Origin of the sequence: Pseudomonas sp. ADAK21 (genome assembly GCF_012935735.1) — a bacterium.
Classification (GTDB): Bacteria; Pseudomonadota; Gammaproteobacteria; order Pseudomonadales; family Pseudomonadaceae; genus Aquipseudomonas; species Aquipseudomonas proteolytica.
Window position 1 is genome coordinate 105,630 of sequence record NZ_CP052857.1, and the last position, 14,658, is coordinate 120,287.

17 protein-coding genes are annotated in these 14,658 nt (G+C 60.1%); 6 read left to right on the forward strand and 11 right to left on the reverse strand.

Features of this window, described 5'->3' with window-relative positions:
* Together HKK57_RS00480 and HKK57_RS00485 are read left to right on the forward strand one after the other, a co-directional pair.
* Entirely contained in the window at nucleotides 1-369 is a 369-nt protein-coding gene (locus HKK57_RS00480) for a hypothetical protein (protein ID WP_092235220.1), read from the forward strand.
* A gap of 13 nt (nucleotides 370-382) precedes the next feature.
* Nucleotides 383-865 carry a GreA/GreB family elongation factor gene (locus tag HKK57_RS00485; RefSeq protein ID WP_029298009.1) on the forward strand — a complete coding sequence of 161 codons (483 nt, stop codon included), beginning with the start codon at nucleotides 383-385 and terminating at the stop codon, nucleotides 863-865.
* A gap of 5 nt (nucleotides 866-870) precedes the next feature.
* Here the strand turns inward: HKK57_RS00485 and cysB are convergent, their stop codons facing one another.
* The 5 genes from cysB to HKK57_RS00510 form a co-directional block, all read right to left on the reverse strand.
* Nucleotides 871-1,845, reverse strand: a complete 975-nt coding sequence (gene cysB, locus HKK57_RS00490) for an HTH-type transcriptional regulator CysB (protein ID WP_010176165.1) — start codon at nucleotides 1,843-1,845, stop codon at nucleotides 871-873.
* A 104-nt stretch (nucleotides 1,846-1,949) separates the two neighbouring features.
* Nucleotides 1,950-2,450: a universal stress protein gene (locus tag HKK57_RS00495; RefSeq protein ID WP_029298005.1), complete on the reverse strand. Its 501-nt coding sequence runs from the start codon at nucleotides 2,448-2,450 to the stop codon at nucleotides 1,950-1,952.
* A 70-nt stretch (nucleotides 2,451-2,520) separates the two neighbouring features.
* Nucleotides 2,521-3,438 (reverse strand): 5'-nucleotidase, encoded by a 918-nt coding sequence (locus HKK57_RS00500; RefSeq protein WP_029298003.1) that lies wholly within the window; start codon nucleotides 3,436-3,438, stop codon nucleotides 2,521-2,523.
* Between the two features lie 9 nt (nucleotides 3,439-3,447).
* Complete coding sequence (locus tag HKK57_RS00505) at nucleotides 3,448-4,410, reverse strand: putative 2-dehydropantoate 2-reductase (RefSeq protein ID WP_070995450.1); 963 nt, start codon at nucleotides 4,408-4,410, stop codon at nucleotides 3,448-3,450.
* Nucleotides 4,407-4,784 (reverse strand): hypothetical protein, encoded by a 378-nt coding sequence (locus HKK57_RS00510; protein ID WP_029297997.1) that lies wholly within the window; start codon nucleotides 4,782-4,784, stop codon nucleotides 4,407-4,409. Before HKK57_RS00510 ends, HKK57_RS00505 begins: the two co-directional genes overlap by 4 nt.
* Before the next feature lie 145 nt (nucleotides 4,785-4,929).
* Between HKK57_RS00510 and HKK57_RS00515 the strand changes: the two genes are divergently transcribed.
* Nucleotides 4,930-6,006, forward strand: a complete 1,077-nt coding sequence (locus HKK57_RS00515; RefSeq protein ID WP_029297994.1) for a 3-deoxy-7-phosphoheptulonate synthase — start codon at nucleotides 4,930-4,932, stop codon at nucleotides 6,004-6,006.
* A 56-nt stretch (nucleotides 6,007-6,062) separates the two neighbouring features.
* Here HKK57_RS00515 and HKK57_RS00520 read toward each other — a convergent pair whose 3' ends face one another.
* A complete protein-coding gene (locus HKK57_RS00520; protein WP_029297992.1) occupies nucleotides 6,063-6,344 on the reverse strand; it encodes a GNAT family N-acetyltransferase in 282 nt (93 codons plus the stop codon).
* A 614-nt stretch (nucleotides 6,345-6,958) separates the two neighbouring features.
* Here HKK57_RS00520 and oprI point away from each other — a divergent pair.
* Nucleotides 6,959-7,210 (forward strand): outer membrane lipoprotei OprI, encoded by a 252-nt coding sequence (oprI, locus tag HKK57_RS00525; RefSeq protein WP_003172710.1) that lies wholly within the window; start codon nucleotides 6,959-6,961, stop codon nucleotides 7,208-7,210.
* 134 nt (nucleotides 7,211-7,344) lie between these two features.
* Here oprI and HKK57_RS00530 read toward each other — a convergent pair whose 3' ends face one another.
* The 3 genes from HKK57_RS00530 to HKK57_RS00540 are packed head-to-tail and all read right to left on the reverse strand — an operon-like array spanning nucleotide 7,345 to nucleotide 9,331.
* Nucleotides 7,345-8,313: a L,D-transpeptidase family protein gene (locus HKK57_RS00530; RefSeq protein WP_029297978.1), complete on the reverse strand. Its 969-nt coding sequence runs from the start codon at nucleotides 8,311-8,313 to the stop codon at nucleotides 7,345-7,347.
* A 59-nt stretch (nucleotides 8,314-8,372) separates the two neighbouring features.
* A complete protein-coding gene (locus tag HKK57_RS00535) occupies nucleotides 8,373-8,669 on the reverse strand; it encodes a hypothetical protein (RefSeq protein WP_029297976.1) in 297 nt (98 codons plus the stop codon).
* Nucleotides 8,670-8,725: 56 nt separating this feature from the next.
* Nucleotides 8,726-9,331 carry an arylesterase gene (locus HKK57_RS00540; RefSeq protein WP_070995449.1) on the reverse strand — a complete coding sequence of 202 codons (606 nt, stop codon included), beginning with the start codon at nucleotides 9,329-9,331 and terminating at the stop codon, nucleotides 8,726-8,728.
* A 10-nt stretch (nucleotides 9,332-9,341) separates the two neighbouring features.
* Between HKK57_RS00540 and HKK57_RS00545 the strand changes: the two genes are divergently transcribed.
* Together HKK57_RS00545 and HKK57_RS00550 are read left to right on the forward strand one after the other, a co-directional pair.
* Complete coding sequence (locus HKK57_RS00545) at nucleotides 9,342-10,025, forward strand: ABC transporter ATP-binding protein (protein WP_029297972.1); 684 nt, start codon at nucleotides 9,342-9,344, stop codon at nucleotides 10,023-10,025.
* Nucleotides 10,025-12,535, forward strand: coding sequence for an ABC transporter permease (locus HKK57_RS00550; RefSeq protein ID WP_169389615.1), 2,511 nt, complete (start codon nucleotides 10,025-10,027; stop codon nucleotides 12,533-12,535). The genes HKK57_RS00545 and HKK57_RS00550 overlap by 1 nt, the downstream gene beginning before the upstream one ends.
* Before the next feature lie 67 nt (nucleotides 12,536-12,602).
* Here HKK57_RS00550 and greB read toward each other — a convergent pair whose 3' ends face one another.
* On the reverse strand, nucleotides 12,603-13,076 hold the full coding sequence (gene greB / locus HKK57_RS00555) for a transcription elongation factor GreB (RefSeq protein WP_029297967.1): 474 nt from the start codon (nucleotides 13,074-13,076) through the stop codon (nucleotides 12,603-12,605).
* A 138-nt stretch (nucleotides 13,077-13,214) separates the two neighbouring features.
* Nucleotides 13,215-14,399, reverse strand: a complete 1,185-nt coding sequence (locus HKK57_RS00560; RefSeq protein WP_169389616.1) for a hypothetical protein — start codon at nucleotides 14,397-14,399, stop codon at nucleotides 13,215-13,217.
* Nucleotides 14,400-14,658 lie beyond the last annotated feature (259 nt).

Sequence of the window (14,658 nt, forward strand, 5' to 3'; positions counted from 1 at the left end):
ATGTCCGATCGCCCGATGTCGCTGTTCAAACTCAGTATTGCCGTGGCCCTGGGCCTGTGGCTGGGCTTTGTCGCCATCGCGCTGACAGGCTGGCTGGCCTCGCGCTACCTGCTTGAACAACCCGTGGCCGCCGTCACCCAGGCCGTGCAACAACTGGGCACGCCGCCGACCGTGACGCCAGAGCCGCCCAACCAAATGTTTGAGCAATACCAACAGAACCTGCACAAGCAGGAACAACAACAGACGCTGGACCAGGCGCGGGCCAACCCGCGCAACCTGTCCAACCCCAAATGCCAGTTCTGGCTCCAACAGGACCAGAACGCCCCCAGCGACAAGAGCCGGGCCAACGTCCTGCAATTCTGTGATTGAGCCGCAAGCCCCCATGAATAAACATGCCGTCCTCCAGTTGATCCTGGAAAAACTCGCCGCCGACCTGGATGTGGCGCAACGCGCCGCGCAAACCGCCTACGAGACCGCGACCCACGAAGAAAACATCGCCGAGAACAAATACGACACCCTGGGCCTGGAGGCGTCTTACCTCGCCGCCGGGCAAGCCAAGCGCGTGGAGGAAATAAGGCAGTCACTGGTGTTGTGCCAGAACCTGAACCTGCGACCCTACGATGAGCAACGGGGTATCGAAGTGGGCACCCTGCTCGGCCTCGAAGATGACAACGGCCGCCAGCAATGGCTGTTCCTCGCGCCGGACGCGGCAGGCCTGAAAGTCTATGTGGTGGGGCAGTTGGTGACCGTCATCACCCCTCGCTCGCCGCTGGGCAAAAGCCTGCTGGGCAAGTTCGAGGGGGATGAGGTAGAGATTCTGGTAGCGGGCGCCCGGCAACAATTCGTGGTGACCGAGGCCCGCTAGGTCGGTCAGTGAACCGGCAGTTCAACGCCGTCGAACAGCTCTTCCAGTTCCTGCTTGTTGTGGCACTGGATCGCCTTGGCCATGACTTCACGGGTCAGGTGCGGGGCGAACTTCTCGATGAAATCGCACATGAAGCCACGCAGGAACGTGCCACGACGGAAGCCGATCTTGGTCACGCTGGACTCGAACAGTTCACTGGCATCGAGCACCACCAGGTCGCTGTCGAGCTTGGTATCGACGGCCATCTTGGCCACGATGCCGACGCCCAGACCCAGGCGCACGTAAGTCTTGATCACGTCGGCATCAGCCGCGGTGAACACCACTTTGGGCGTGAGGCCGCGATGACTGAAGGCTTCGTCGAGCTTGGAACGGCCGGTGAAGCCAAACACGTAGGTGACAATCGGATATTCCGCCAGCGCTTCCAGGGTCAGCTTCGGCAGCTTAGCCAATGGGTGCCCCTGGGGCACCACGACGCAGCGGTTCCAGCGATAGCACGGCATCATCACCAGGTCGCCGAACAGCTCCAGGGCTTCGGTGGCGATGGCAAAATCGACAGTACCGTCAGCTGCCATTTCCGCGATCTGCATCGGCGAACCCTGGTGCATGTGCAAGGCCACGTCCGGGTACTGCTTGATGAACGAACTGATCACCGGCGGCAGCGCGTAACGGGCCTGGGTGTGGGTGGTGGCGATCGACAGGGTGCCTTTTTTCTCGTTGGAGAATTCCTGGGCAATCTGCTTGATGCTTTCAACCTTGCGCAGGATCTCACCGGCCGTGGTGATGATGCGCTCACCAGCGGGTGTGACGCGGGTCAGATGCTTGCCGCTGCGGGCGAACACTTCGACGCCCAATTCGTCTTCGAGCAGGCGGATCTGTTTACTGATACCCGGTTGCGAGGTGTAGAGGCTTTGAGCCGTGGCGGAAACGTTGAGGTCGTGGTGCGCCACTTCCCAGATGTAGCGCAATTGTTGAAGCTTCATATGTGTCCCTCAAAGCAGATAGACGCCACGGATATCAGCGACGGTATATAACTATATTAAAGGTTGGATTGATAAATCTAGAACTTTTTATCGTTTACGCCCCATCACACATCATCACTGCGCCGACGCTGCAGCAAAGGCACCAGATAGACCGGTACCTGAGACAACTGCAACACCCGCGCCGCGGTACGCCCCAGTGGCGTCGAGATCCCTGCGCCCTGGCTATGACTCCCTACGATCAACAAATCCACCGAGAGTTTCTGCGCCTGGTCGAGAATCACTTGGGCGGGATCCCCCTGGATCACCCGCACCGAACGAATCGCCTGCAAGTCCTGCTCGCCGTCCTGCAACTCTTCACGAAAACTGTCCAGCACCCGCTGCTCGATGTTCGCCATTACTGTATTGAGCCCCTGGCTCTGCCATTCGCTCAAGGCCTGTTCATCAAGATAGGTTTGAAGCACCGACTCTGCGAACAGCCCGATCGGCTCTACCACATGAATCACATACAGATCCGCCTTGAACGTACGTGCCATCGCCAGCGCATGCTGCATCACGTAAGGCGCATACACACCCAGGTCTGAGGCGTACAACATCGACCGAATCATAGAACCTCCCGGGCTGCCAGGATGGCGGGGATTGTTTCAGCTTAGCAGCGCCTCCGCGACTGCGATGAACTTAGCTCTGGACCTGGACTTTTGGCTCATTGCTCACACCATGGGGCACATGCCCGGTGGCCACAACCTCCCTGGCTTTCTCGCAATGGCCGGCCTGGTCGTCAAAAAACACGTCGGCGGCGAACGCCTCAAGGAACGCGGATTTTTCCAGGCCGCCAAGAAACAGCGACTCATCCAGGCGGATGTCCCACTCGCGCAACGTACGGATCACCCGTTCGTGGGACGGGGCCGAACGCGCCGTCACCAACGCCGTGCGGATCGGGCAGGACTCATCGGGGAACTCACGTTGCAACAGATTGAGGGCGGCCAGGAACCCTTTGAATGGCCCGCCGCGCAGCGGTTCGCGGGCCGCTTGCCGCTCGCTGGCCTGGAAGGCTTCCAGGCCGCCGCTCTGGTAGACGCGCTCGGATTCGTCGGAAAACAGCACCGCATCGCCATCGAAGGCAATCCGCAATTCGGCACTGCAAGCCCGGCGGGCGCCGCCAGACAGAATGGTCGCCGCCGCAAAACCGGCATCCAGTGCGCTGCGCACATCTTCGGCATGGGTGGAGAGGAACAGGTGGCAGCCAAACGCCGCCAGGTAAGGGTGGGGGTTGCGCCCACCGACAAAGGCCGCGCGGGAAATATCCAGGCCGTAATGCTGGATCGAATTGAACACGCGCAAACCGGTATCGGCACTGTTGCGCGACACCAGCACCACCTCGACCCGCGCGCGGCCCAGGCTGGCATTGAGGGTCAGGAGCTTCTTGACCAGAGGGAACGCATCCCCGGGCTCAAGGATTTCTTCCTCGTGGTCGATCTGGTACTTGCGGTACGCCTCGACGCCCTGGGCCAGATAAACCTTGTGGCTTTCGCCCAGGTCGAACAGTGCCCGCGAGGAAATCGCCAGTACCAGTTTGTCGCTCATGCCTTTGGCCATGTCTGTTCCTCAGCCGTTGCGTCGATCAATAAAGCCCAAGGCTTGATACAGCGCCTGCATCCGCGGCATTTCACAGCCGGCGGCCTGGGCGGCAGCCAGCGGACGGGCGTAGATCGCAGCCAGTTCCAGGGGGCGCTGGTGCAGATGATCGTGATACATGCTGGGCCAATAGTCCGTCAAACGCTCGGTCATGTTGAACATCTGCGCGGCGTAGCCAGGTGCGATTTCATGGCCGCATGCATGGGCGCCTTGCACCACTTCGGCCATCAGGCCCTGGATCAATTCCCGGCTGGATTGGTCAGCCATCAACTCCGAGGTATTGGCACCGAGCAGCACCGACAGGCCGTTGTATGGCACATTCCACACCAGCTTATGCCAGCGTGCCTGGTCCAGGTCAGGCATGGCCTGGGAGTCGATCCCGGCCTGGCGGAACAGCCCGGCGCCCTCCTCCACAATCGCCTGGCGGCGGTCTGCATCCTGTGCGGCATTGCCACTGTGATAGCCAAGACTGACCCGGCCCATGGCCTGGTGCTCGACGATCCCCGGCCCGGAACGGTGTACGCAGATATAACAAAGCCCGCCGAGCAAATGCAGGGACTCAGGCAAATGTTCGCGCAGGCCGTCCTCGACACCCAGGCCATTTTGCAACAGCACGACTTTGGCATCCGGCGCCGCCACCTGGGCAATGGTCGGTGCCAGCTCAACGTTGCCGGTGGTTTTGGTGCCCACCAGCAGCCAGTCGCAAGGCGGCATGTCGGCCGCATTGGCATAGGCCTGGACCGGGTGCAGGCTCAAGGCCCCATGCACCGAACTATTGAGTTGCAAGCCACGTTCGCTCACCGCCGCATATTCGCTGCGCAACAGGAAATGCACGTCAAAACCGGCACGCGCCAGCATCAACCCGTAAAAACCACCGATGGCACCGGTGCCGATAATCCCGATGCGCGGCCCAGGTTCAACTGCACTCGTCATGGCAACTCCTCTGGTTCTTGTTGGAGCGCCTCATTTATAGCGTCGCTGAGGTCACTCGGGTTCAGGCCCACCTGTAGTGCGCCGTGGAGTTGACCCTCGCACACTACAAATAAAGCCGGCAAATGAAAGATCCCGTAGCGCGCAACCGCGCCGCCATTGTGCCCAGCGTCGACCCAGCAGATGCGCGCCACCGGCAGATTCCAGCCGGGTAGCTGCTGGCGCGCCCAACGGCAACTGGAACAGCCGACACTGGTAAACACCAGCAGCGAAGCACCAGGCAGCGCCAGCAACTGCTGGTCGATATCCAAATCCGTCAATTCAAACGCTTTCACTCGATCCGCACCACCACCTTTAACCAGGCAACACACTATCAGGCCACACGACAACACGCGCAATTGCCCATTGTCGAGCAGGCTTGTACGCGCTAAGGTTCGGCTCCCCGCTGCATTTAAATCATGCTGTGCTCCGCCGCACGGGGTTCGCTGGCGGCCGGCACCCGTGACCCTGACGAGTAACACGATGGCTGATTTACCGATCAACGACCTAAACGTCGAATCCAACGAGACCCTGATCACGCCCGATCAGCTCAAGCGCGAAATCCCTTTGAGCGACGCTGCCCTGCAGACTGTCACCAAGGGCCGCGAAGTCATTCGTGACATCCTCGACGGCACTGACCACCGCCTGTTCGTGGTGATCGGCCCTTGCTCGATCCACGACCTCAAGGCTGCCCATGAGTACGCCGAACGCCTCAAGGTGCTGGCTGCGGAAGTGTCCGACACCCTGTACCTAGTGATGCGCGTGTATTTCGAGAAGCCGCGTACTACCGTCGGCTGGAAAGGCCTGATCAACGATCCGTACCTGGACGACTCGTTCAAGATTCAGGACGGCTTGCATATCGGCCGCAAGTTGCTGCTGGACCTGGCTGAAATGGGCCTGCCCACGGCCACCGAAGCCCTGGACCCGATTTCCCCGCAGTACTTGCAAGACCTGATCAGCTGGTCGGCGATCGGTGCACGTACCACCGAATCGCAAACCCACCGCGAAATGGCCTCCGGCCTGTCCTCGGCCGTGGGTTTCAAGAACGGTACCGATGGCGGCCTGACCGTGGCGATCAACGCCTTGCAGTCGGTTTCCAGCCCGCATCGTTTCCTGGGGATCAACCAGGAAGGTGGCGTGTCCATCGTCACCACCAAGGGCAACGCCTATGGCCACGTAGTACTGCGTGGCGGTAATGGCAAGCCCAACTACGATTCGGTCAGCGTGGCCTTGTGCGAACAGGCGCTGACCAAGGCGAAGATCAAGCCAAACATCATGGTTGATTGCAGTCACGCCAATTCCAATAAAGATCCGGCACTGCAACCGCTGGTGATGGAGAACGTGGCCAACCAGATCCTGGAAGGCAACCAGTCGATTATCGGCCTGATGGTCGAGAGTCACCTGAACTGGGGTTGCCAGGCGATTCCAAAAGATCTGGCCGACCTGCAATACGGCGTGTCGATCACCGATGCCTGCATCGACTGGTCTGCCACCGAGACCACCCTGCGCAGCATGCACGCCAAGCTCAAGGACGTATTGCCCAAGCGCAAACGTACCTGACGCACACAAAAACGCCGGGCTAAGCCCGGCGTTTTTTTATGTGCGCAAATTTGCTTTCACAGCTTCGCGGCATGGCGCTGGTGGCGCTCCATGTAGCGCTCCACATAGGAACAGGACGGGATCACCGTATAACCCATGCTCTCGGCGTATTGCAGCGCCTCTTCGGTCAGCGCAGCAGCAATGCCGCGCCCACGCAGGGCATTGGGCACAAACGTGCGGTAGATATCCAGGGTCTGTTTCCCCAGGTCCATGTAGGTCAGATAGGCACGATGACCGTCCACATTGGTCTCGAACTGATGACCAGCCTGGTCATGGTGGATGGACAACGCCTCGCTCATCACTACTCCTCGCGGGTCTTGGTTTCTGACCCCTACCTTACCGATGTTTTTCCGGCGAAGGAACATCTACGCCACCCCGTGCCGGTTTCGACAACGAGAAAAGCCCTACAGCACTCACGCCCCGCACCAAGGAATAGTAGGCACCAATCCTGTCATTGCTCAAGGGACGCTCGTCATCCATCAGGCTGGCGGACATAGAAAGGGCTGATCGAACATCCGATGGTCGATAGCCTGAACATTGCCGGCAGTTGAAGCTTGAGACGAACCGACGCTTTTAAAGTCACCTCTACATGCGCGAAAGATGCCCGTCAGCGCCCGGGCAATCTGAACAATAGTATTTGCGCAGATATATAAATTGACATCGGCTTACAACGTTTAACACTTGCCAGGCGGTGCTTTCAGCCTGGATCCAATGTTTGCCTGCGCAGCAAAAACTGGATATTTTTTATACAAACTCGCTAAAGATTAGCCAAAATAGATTCGGCACAAGAATTTTTTTTGCTTCTTGCGCTACGTCAGTTTACTTACTACAAGTAATGGGTAGTATGTACGCCGGCTATTAGCTCACTCTGAGATAGTAGCCATTAAATAGAAAGTCCTTGAAGGGGAACACGATGAACAACGTTCTGAAATTCTCTGCTCTGGCTCTGGCCGCAGTTCTGGCTACCGGTTGCAGCAGCGTCTCCAAAGAAACCGAAGCTCGTCTGACTGCAACTGAAGACGCAGCAGCTCGCTCCCAGGCCCGTGCAGACGAAGCCTACCGTAAAGCTGATGAAGCTCTGGCTGCTGCTCAAAAAGCACAACAGACTGCTGACGAAGCTAACGAGCGCGCTCTGCGTATGCTTGAAAAAGCTAGCCGCAAGTAATAATCCTTCGGGGTTGTTATCAAGCCGATCCATTTTTGGATCGGCTTTTTATTGCCTGGGATTCAGCTATGGATCCAAGGCAATAAAAAGCCCGCCAGGAGCAATCCATGGCGGGCTTCGATTGACGGCAGGTGTTACTGCTGCAAATCGACCGGCATGCTGGTGACCATCGGCGCCGCTCCCGGCTCGCCGATCTGCGCCGGCAAGCCATCTTCGGCCGCGACGACATCACGCACTTCATCCCAGTTGACCCGCAGGTTGTTGGCCAGGTCTTCGCGCTTGAGCATCGCATTGATGACTGCCGTGTGCTTGTCGACCACCGACGGCGTGCCATCGTCGTTCAATGGCGCATGGGCTTCCAGATAGACCTTGCCGCCGCTGATGCCGAACTTGTAGGCATCATTGATGATTCGCACAGGCGTGCCCACCGGGACCATCTTGGCCATCTCCAGCACGTTGTTGTTGAACATCCGGAAGCATCCATGGCTGGTACGGGTACCAATGCCGAACTTCTTGTTGGAACCATGAATCAGGTAGCCCGGCGTGCCCAGGGTGAACTTGAACGGCCCCAGGGGGTTGTCGGGACCTGCCGGCACCACGTTGGGCAACGGGTCGCCGTCGGCAGCGTGCTCGGCCTTGATTGACGCTGGCGGGGTCCAGGTCGGATTGGGAGTCTTGGCGATGATGCTGGTATGGGCAATCGGCGAGCCCCAGCCTTCACGACCGATTCCAAGCGGGAAGGTGTACACCACGTCCTGGCCCTTGGGGTAGTAGTAAAGACGGTACTCGGCCAGGTTGATCACGATGCCCTCCCGGGGACCCGGCGGCAAAATGAAACGGGTCGGCAGCACAATCTCGGCCCCGGCACCCGGCAACCAGGCATCGACGCCGGGATTGGCCGCGACCATCTCCGAATAGCCCAGGTCATAAGTCACCCCCAGGTCGGCAAAGGTGTCTTCGTACTTGGCCTTGATCACCTGGACCTGGCCGACAATGTCTTCACCCGGTGGTGGCAGGGGCAGTTGCAGGGCCGCAACAGGACCGGCTGCACACAAGGCAGCGAGAGACAGGCAGCGGGTGACGACAGGCAGGCGCGACAACATCCGGAAAATCCTTCGCAGATCGACGGGGGTAAAATGGCGATTGTAGCGTGTACCTGCCCTTAAAGCTCGAAGCGCAGTTCAGGCCAGATAGGCGGCGTACCCCGCTTTTGCGATTCGAGAATCGCCCGGCACAAGGGGCAGAGGCGCTGGTCCTGGAAGATCGAACGATCCACCGAAGACCAGCGTGGCTGGGCCGGCAGCAATGTGCCGCAGAGCGTGCGATCGATGGTACCGCCCAGCTCCAACTGGCGCGTCACCAGATGCACCTTCACTTCCTGGCAGGCGAACAGATCCAGCTGCTCGTCGGGCTCGATCAGTTGGTAGGCAAACAAGGACCAGGCAGGACGCGACGACATCGGGGGCTCCAAATCGGGGGCGCCACCTTAGCCGAAAGACCGCTGCTAGAAAAGCGTCATAACAGCGGTTTTAGCGTCGGCCAGACATTTTCCAGCAACTTGGCCTGGGCACCGACTGCCGGGTGCAGTTGATCGGCCTGCATCATGTCCGGATGACCGCCCACGCCCTCAAGGAAAAACGGCACCAGCGGAACGTTTTTTTCCTTGGCCAGCGCACCATAGACTTGGGCAAACGCAGTGGTATATCGCGGGCCATAATTGGGCGGCAACTGCATCCCCAGCAGCAACACCTTGGCGCCACCGGCCTTGGACTGGTCAATCATCGACGCAAGATTTTGTTGCAATTGCGCAGGCGGCTGCCCACGCAAGCCGTCGTTCCCCCCCAACTCGATAACCACCACGTCGGGCTTATGCTCTGCAAGCGCCGCCGGCAGCCGCGCCAAGCCTCCGGCACTGGTGTCGCCGCTGATGGAGGCGTTGACCACTTTATCGGCGAAACCCTCCTTCTTGAGGCGTTGCTCCAGCAGTGCGACCCACCCTTTGCTGGTATCCAGGCCGAAACCGGCACTGATACTATCGCCAACGATCAGGACAGTACCCGCCGCTGCGTTCTGGGCCATGCACATCAGGGCCAGGCCAGCACTCAAAAACCATATTCGCATCGGATTCTCCATGGGCGCATGCATTCTCACCGCGCAGAACCTTAGCAAAGTGGTTCCCAGCGCGGAAGGTGAACTGACCATCCTGCACGAACTGAGCCTGGAACTGAACAAGGGCGATAGCCTGGCTATTGTCGGCAGCTCCGGTTCCGGAAAATCCACGCTCCTTGGCCTGCTGGCCGGGCTCGACCTGCCCAGCAGCGGTGAAGTGACCCTCGCCGGCCAGGCCCTGAGCGTCCTGGACGAGGATCAACGGGCACGTATCCGCGCTGAACACGTCGGCTTTGTGTTCCAGTCGTTCCAGTTGCTCGACAGCCTCAATGCCCTGGAAAACGTCATGCTGCCCCTGGAGCTGGACGGGCGCAAAGACGCCCGCGAGCGCGCCAGGCACTTGCTCGAACGTGTCGGCCTGGGCCAGCGCCTGACCCATTCACCCCGCCAGCTCTCCGGCGGCGAGCAGCAACGCGTGGCGATTGCCCGGGCGTTCGCGGCCGAGCCGGACGTGCTGTTTGCCGATGAACCCACCGGCAACCTCGACAGCCACACCGGCGAGCGCATCAGCGACCTGCTGTTTGAACTCAATAAAGAAAACGGTACCACCCTGGTGCTGGTGACCCACGACGAGCGCCTGGCCCATCGCTGCCGACGCCTGATCCGCCTTGAAGCCGGCCTGATGGTCGAGCCCCTGGAGCCTTGATGGCACGTTTGCCGCTGTTGCGCCTGTTCAGCCTTGCCCTACGCCAGTTATTGCGCGATGCCCGCGCCGGTGAATTGCGCGTGTTGTTCTTCGCCCTGCTGGTGGCCGTGGCCGCCAGCACCGCCATCGGTTATTTCGGGGCGCGGCTCAACGGCGCGATGCTACTGCGCGCCACCGAGTTCCTCGGCGCCGACCTGGTGCTGGAGGGCAGCTCCCCTGCCCGTTCCGAGCAGGTCACCAGCGGCACGCAACTGGGCCTGACGCACGCCAGGGTGGTGGAGTTTTCCAGCGTCATCGCCACCGACAACGGCATTCAGCTGTCGAGCATCAAGGCAGTCAACGAGCAGTACCCGCTACGCGGCCAACTGAAAAGCGCGGCCGAACCGTTCGCCGAAGAAACCCCGGGCGGCAGGCCGAAAGCCGGTGAAGCCTGGGTCGAGGCACGTCTGCTGACAGCACTGGACCTGAAAGTCGGCGACAGCATCGACGTGGGCATGAAAACCCTGCGCCTGGCGCGCGTCCTCACCTATGAGCCGGATCGGGCGGGCAACTTCTATAGCCTCACCCCTCGGGTGATGATCAACCTGGCTGACCTTGAGGCCACCGGCGTAGTCCAGCCGGGCAGCAGGGTCAGCTACCGCGAGCTGTGGCGTGCGCCACCAGCCAGTACCGCCCTGCAGACCTATCGCGACCAGATAACGCCGGGGCTGGCCGCCAACCAGCGCCTGCAGGACGCACGGGACGGCAACCAGCAGATCGGTGGTGCGTTGGGCAAGGCCGAGCGCTACCTGAACATGGCCAGCCTGGTTGCCGTGCTGCTGTCCGGGGTGGCCGTGGCGCTGTCGGCGAACCGCTTTGCCAGCCGCCGCTTCGACGCCAGCGCACTGTTGCGCTGCCTGGGCCTGTCGCGCCGGGAAACCATGCTGTTGTTCAGCCTGCAGCTGACTGTCCTGGGCTTGCTGGCCAGCCTTGCCGGCGCGGCATTGGGCTGGCTCGCACAATTGGGGCTGTTTTACCTGCTGCACGACCTGCTGCCGGCAGACGTACCGCCGGGTGGGCTGCTACCCGCCGTAGCCGGCATCGGTACCGGGCTGGTGGCCCTGGCCGGTTTTGCCCTGCCCCCTCTGGCGGCCCTGGGCCGAGTGCCGCCGCTGCGGGTATTGCGGCGCGACTTGCTGCCGATCCCCTCCAGTACCTGGATGGTGTATGGCGCCGCGTTGTTTGCCCTGGGCCTGATCATGTGGCGCCTGAGCCTGGACCTGGTGCTGACCTTCGCCCTACTGGGCGGTGGGGTTATCGCCGCGTTGATCCTCGGGGGCCTGCTCCTGCTGTTGTTGCAAAGCCTGCGCCGCCTGCTGGCACGCGCCTCCCTGCCCTGGCGCCTGGGGCTGGGCCAGTTGTTACGCCACCCATTGGCCGCGGCGGGCCAGTCCCTGGCGTTTGGCCTGATCCTGCTATCGATGGGTTTGATCGCCTTGCTGCGTGGCGAGTTGCTGGACACCTGGCAGAACCAGTTGCCAAAGGATGCTCCCAACTATTTCGCCCTCAACATCCTCCCGGCCGACAAGGACGCCTTCGGTGCCCGCCTGCTTGAACTACAGGCGCAGGCAGCGCCCTTGTATCCCGTGGTACCGGGACGCCTGATCAGCATCAACGGCGAGCCGGTGCAGGAAATTGTCAGCAAGGACTCCAGTGGCGATCGTGCGATACAACGGGACCTGAGCCTGACCTGGGCCGCCAACCTGCCCCCAGGCAACACCCTCACATCAGGCACCTGGTGGTCTGATCAGCCGGGCGATGCCATACCAGGCGTGTCGGTCGAGGCCAAGGTCGCCGACAGCCTCAAGCTCAAGCTCAACGACCACCTGATCTTCACCGTTGGCGGGGAAAACCGTGAGGCCCGGGTCACCAGCCTGCGGGAGATCAACTGGGACAACTTCCAACCCAACTTCTTCATGATCTTCCAACCGGGCACCCTCAAGGACCTGCCGGCCACCTACCTGACCAGCTTTTATCTGGCCGCCGGCCATGACCAGCAGATCGTCGATCTGTCCCGAGCCTTTCCAGCAGTGACCATCCTGCAGGTCGAGGCGCTGCTGGCCCAATTGCGCAGCATCCTGGCCCAGGTCACGCTGGCTGTGGAGTACGTGCTGCTGTTTGTCCTGGCGGCTGGCATGGCGGTGCTGTTCTCGGGCCTTCAGGCCACCCTGGACGAACGTATCCGCCAAGGCGCCTTGTTGCGCGCCCTGGGGGCGGAACGCAAGTTGCTGGTCAAGGCCCGGCGCATCGAGTTCGGGCTACTGGGTGCGGTCAGCGGACTGCTGGCGGCGCTGGGTACCGAACTGGTGACGCTGGTCCTGTATCGCTATGCCTTCGACCTGGTCTGGCACCCCCATCCGTGGTTGCTGGTGCTTCCGGTGATTGGTGCCGTGTTGATCGGTGGTGCCGGGGTATTCGGTACGCGTCGGGCGTTGAACGCCAGCCCGCTGGCGGTATTGCGCGAAGGTTGAAACAAAAAAAGCCGGCTCCCCCTGGGAGCCGGCCTTACTACAGGCGCCATCGCCAGCAAGCCGACTGCTACTTGATGTACTCGATGCCGGTGATCCACCAGCACACTTCACCGCCTGGCGTCTGCACAATGGCTTCATCGTCCACCTCTTTGCGCAGCAATGCCCTGGCCATGGGTGAGTCGATGGAAATGTAGTCCATGCGCTCATAAATCTCGTCATAGCCCACGATTCGAAAACGCTTGGTCTCCCCCTGCTCGTTTTCGATATCCACCCAAGCCCCGAAGAACACCTTGCCCTCCTGCTCGGGCATGTATTCCACCACGCGCATATCTTCCAGGCGTTTGCGCAAATAACGCACCCGACGATCGATTTCGCGCAGCAGCTTCTTGTTGTACTGGTAGTCGGCGTTCTCGCTGCGGTCTCCCAGGGAAGCTGCCCAAGTCACTTTGCGCGTGGTATCAGGACGCTTTTCTCGCCACAGGTAATCAAGCTCCTTCTTCAGCGCTTCATGACCTTCTTTGGTAATCAGCTTGGTACTCAAAAGCGTCACATCCCCCGCAAACTTCCATTGGTTCAAACCAGCGCTACACCCACCAAATATGCACTGGCTGCCTGACGGCAACTGGTCGGCCTTGATAATAAATGAACGCCAGAAAGTAGCCAGGCCTGATTCCCAGGGTCAACCGGGACTAGGCAAACTGCCTGCATCCACGCCGCGCTGCACCTCGACCTTTTGCTCGGGAAACAAGGTGGCGTCCAGGCGATTCAACACCGCCTGCAGATCGCCCCTCAGGCCCGATAACTGCCCCATGCTGCTCGCCAGTTGCTCAGCCTGTTGCTGGGTTGCACGGTCCAGCGCCTGCAGCCTGAACGACTCATCTTCGATCTGACGTGCCCAGCCCTCCAGACGGCGTTGTTCTGCCTGCTGCACCTGCGCCTGGTGCTCTTCACGCCCCTTCAACGCCAGGGTTCTTTGCTGCAAGTCAGTTTCCAGCGCCGCCAACTGTTGATTGGCCTGCGCCAATGCATTTTTTTCCCGTAGCAACTGGCTTCTCTGCTGCTCAAGTTCCTCCTGCTGCTCAAACGCCGCACGCTTCTGTTGCGTCAACTCTTGCGCCACCCGGGCAAGATTGGTCAGTGTGGTATCCACCTCATGCAGGGTCGCCTGATCCGGCACCACGGATGGCGGGACGACTTCGGAAGGTGCCACAGGCTCCTGCACTCGCGGAGCCGGCTCCTCGGGCTGCGGCGCCTTCGTCGGAGTAGGTAATGGCTCCTCAGGGATTAACGCCGGCAGAACTACGGCCGGTTCATCGTCCGGCTCCTGCGTCACAGCCTCATTACGATTTGCCGGATTGGGCGGCGACACCATTTTTGACGAGAAACGAATGGACGGCACAATCAACTCGGCGCTCTCGATCGCAGGCAGGCCAATGACTGAAGTCCCCAGGGTGATGACCTTCATCACCAATACCTTCTTGATCATCAGCGAGTGGTGATCCTCAGGCCTCGCCGTCGGTAGCTTGCTGCCCTTCAAGTCAATGAAGTGATACGCCACCTGCGACGCCGAGCAATTGCCATCCTTGACCCCGGATGCGGTGGCCAGGGTGATGATCTGCTTGAGCACGCTCATCGCCAGTTGCAGGTTCTCCTTGGACTCGATCCCTCCTAGAAAATACCGCTCGGCCTTTCTGCGCAGTGCGGCGATATAGACCCGCGAACTCCCAGGCTCGACCTCTTCGTCCAGGCTATAGACGAGAAAGTTCGCAGCGATTTGCGGTACCGCAAAGCAACAGAGCAATGCACCGTTAACCGGGGAATCATGACCAGAATGTTCAAGAACAAGAGTACGCAGAAGCATCATGAGTATCGGACTCCTTTACGGTAGTACTTCATATACACGCCATCTATGAAATCAAAATCAACATATCACCAAGAACAACACAATTGTTTCAGCGAGTGATTGAGGCACATGTAGGACTTACCTTATTCCAGCGACTCAGCGTTTCCAAACGCCCCTATTGAACGTACCATTTTTTAACAAAGCAGCGCCTTAAACACTTGATCAGTACTTTTTCCCACAACGTTCGGCAATTCTCAAACCGAAGACACTGGCTTATAGA

What these genes read in the sequence shown, in the direction of transcription:
- HKK57_RS00480 (WP_092235220.1), top strand. Translation starts at nt 1, where the DNA reads ATGTCCGATCGCCCGATGTCGCTGTTCAAACTCAGTATTGCCGTGGCC.
- HKK57_RS00485 (WP_029298009.1), top strand. Translation starts at nt 383, where the DNA reads ATGAATAAACATGCCGTCCTCCAGTTGATCCTGGAAAAACTCGCCGCC.
- cysB (WP_010176165.1), bottom strand. Translation starts at nt 1,845, where the DNA reads ATGAAGCTTCAACAATTGCGCTACATCTGGGAAGTGGCGCACCACGAC.
- HKK57_RS00495 (WP_029298005.1), bottom strand. Translation starts at nt 2,450, where the DNA reads ATGATTCGGTCGATGTTGTACGCCTCAGACCTGGGTGTGTATGCGCCT.
- HKK57_RS00500 (WP_029298003.1), bottom strand. Translation starts at nt 3,438, where the DNA reads ATGGCCAAAGGCATGAGCGACAAACTGGTACTGGCGATTTCCTCGCGG.
- HKK57_RS00505 (WP_070995450.1), bottom strand. Translation starts at nt 4,410, where the DNA reads ATGACGAGTGCAGTTGAACCTGGGCCGCGCATCGGGATTATCGGCACC.
- HKK57_RS00515 (WP_029297994.1), top strand. Translation starts at nt 4,930, where the DNA reads ATGGCTGATTTACCGATCAACGACCTAAACGTCGAATCCAACGAGACC.
- HKK57_RS00520 (WP_029297992.1), bottom strand. Translation starts at nt 6,344, where the DNA reads ATGAGCGAGGCGTTGTCCATCCACCATGACCAGGCTGGTCATCAGTTC.
- oprI (WP_003172710.1), top strand. Translation starts at nt 6,959, where the DNA reads ATGAACAACGTTCTGAAATTCTCTGCTCTGGCTCTGGCCGCAGTTCTG.
- HKK57_RS00530 (WP_029297978.1), bottom strand. Translation starts at nt 8,313, where the DNA reads ATGTTGTCGCGCCTGCCTGTCGTCACCCGCTGCCTGTCTCTCGCTGCC.
- HKK57_RS00535 (WP_029297976.1), bottom strand. Translation starts at nt 8,669, where the DNA reads ATGTCGTCGCGTCCTGCCTGGTCCTTGTTTGCCTACCAACTGATCGAG.
- HKK57_RS00540 (WP_070995449.1), bottom strand. Translation starts at nt 9,331, where the DNA reads ATGCGAATATGGTTTTTGAGTGCTGGCCTGGCCCTGATGTGCATGGCC.
- HKK57_RS00545 (WP_029297972.1), top strand. Translation starts at nt 9,342, where the DNA reads ATGGGCGCATGCATTCTCACCGCGCAGAACCTTAGCAAAGTGGTTCCC.
- HKK57_RS00550 (WP_169389615.1), top strand. Translation starts at nt 10,025, where the DNA reads ATGGCACGTTTGCCGCTGTTGCGCCTGTTCAGCCTTGCCCTACGCCAG.
- HKK57_RS00560 (WP_169389616.1), bottom strand. Translation starts at nt 14,399, where the DNA reads ATGATGCTTCTGCGTACTCTTGTTCTTGAACATTCTGGTCATGATTCC.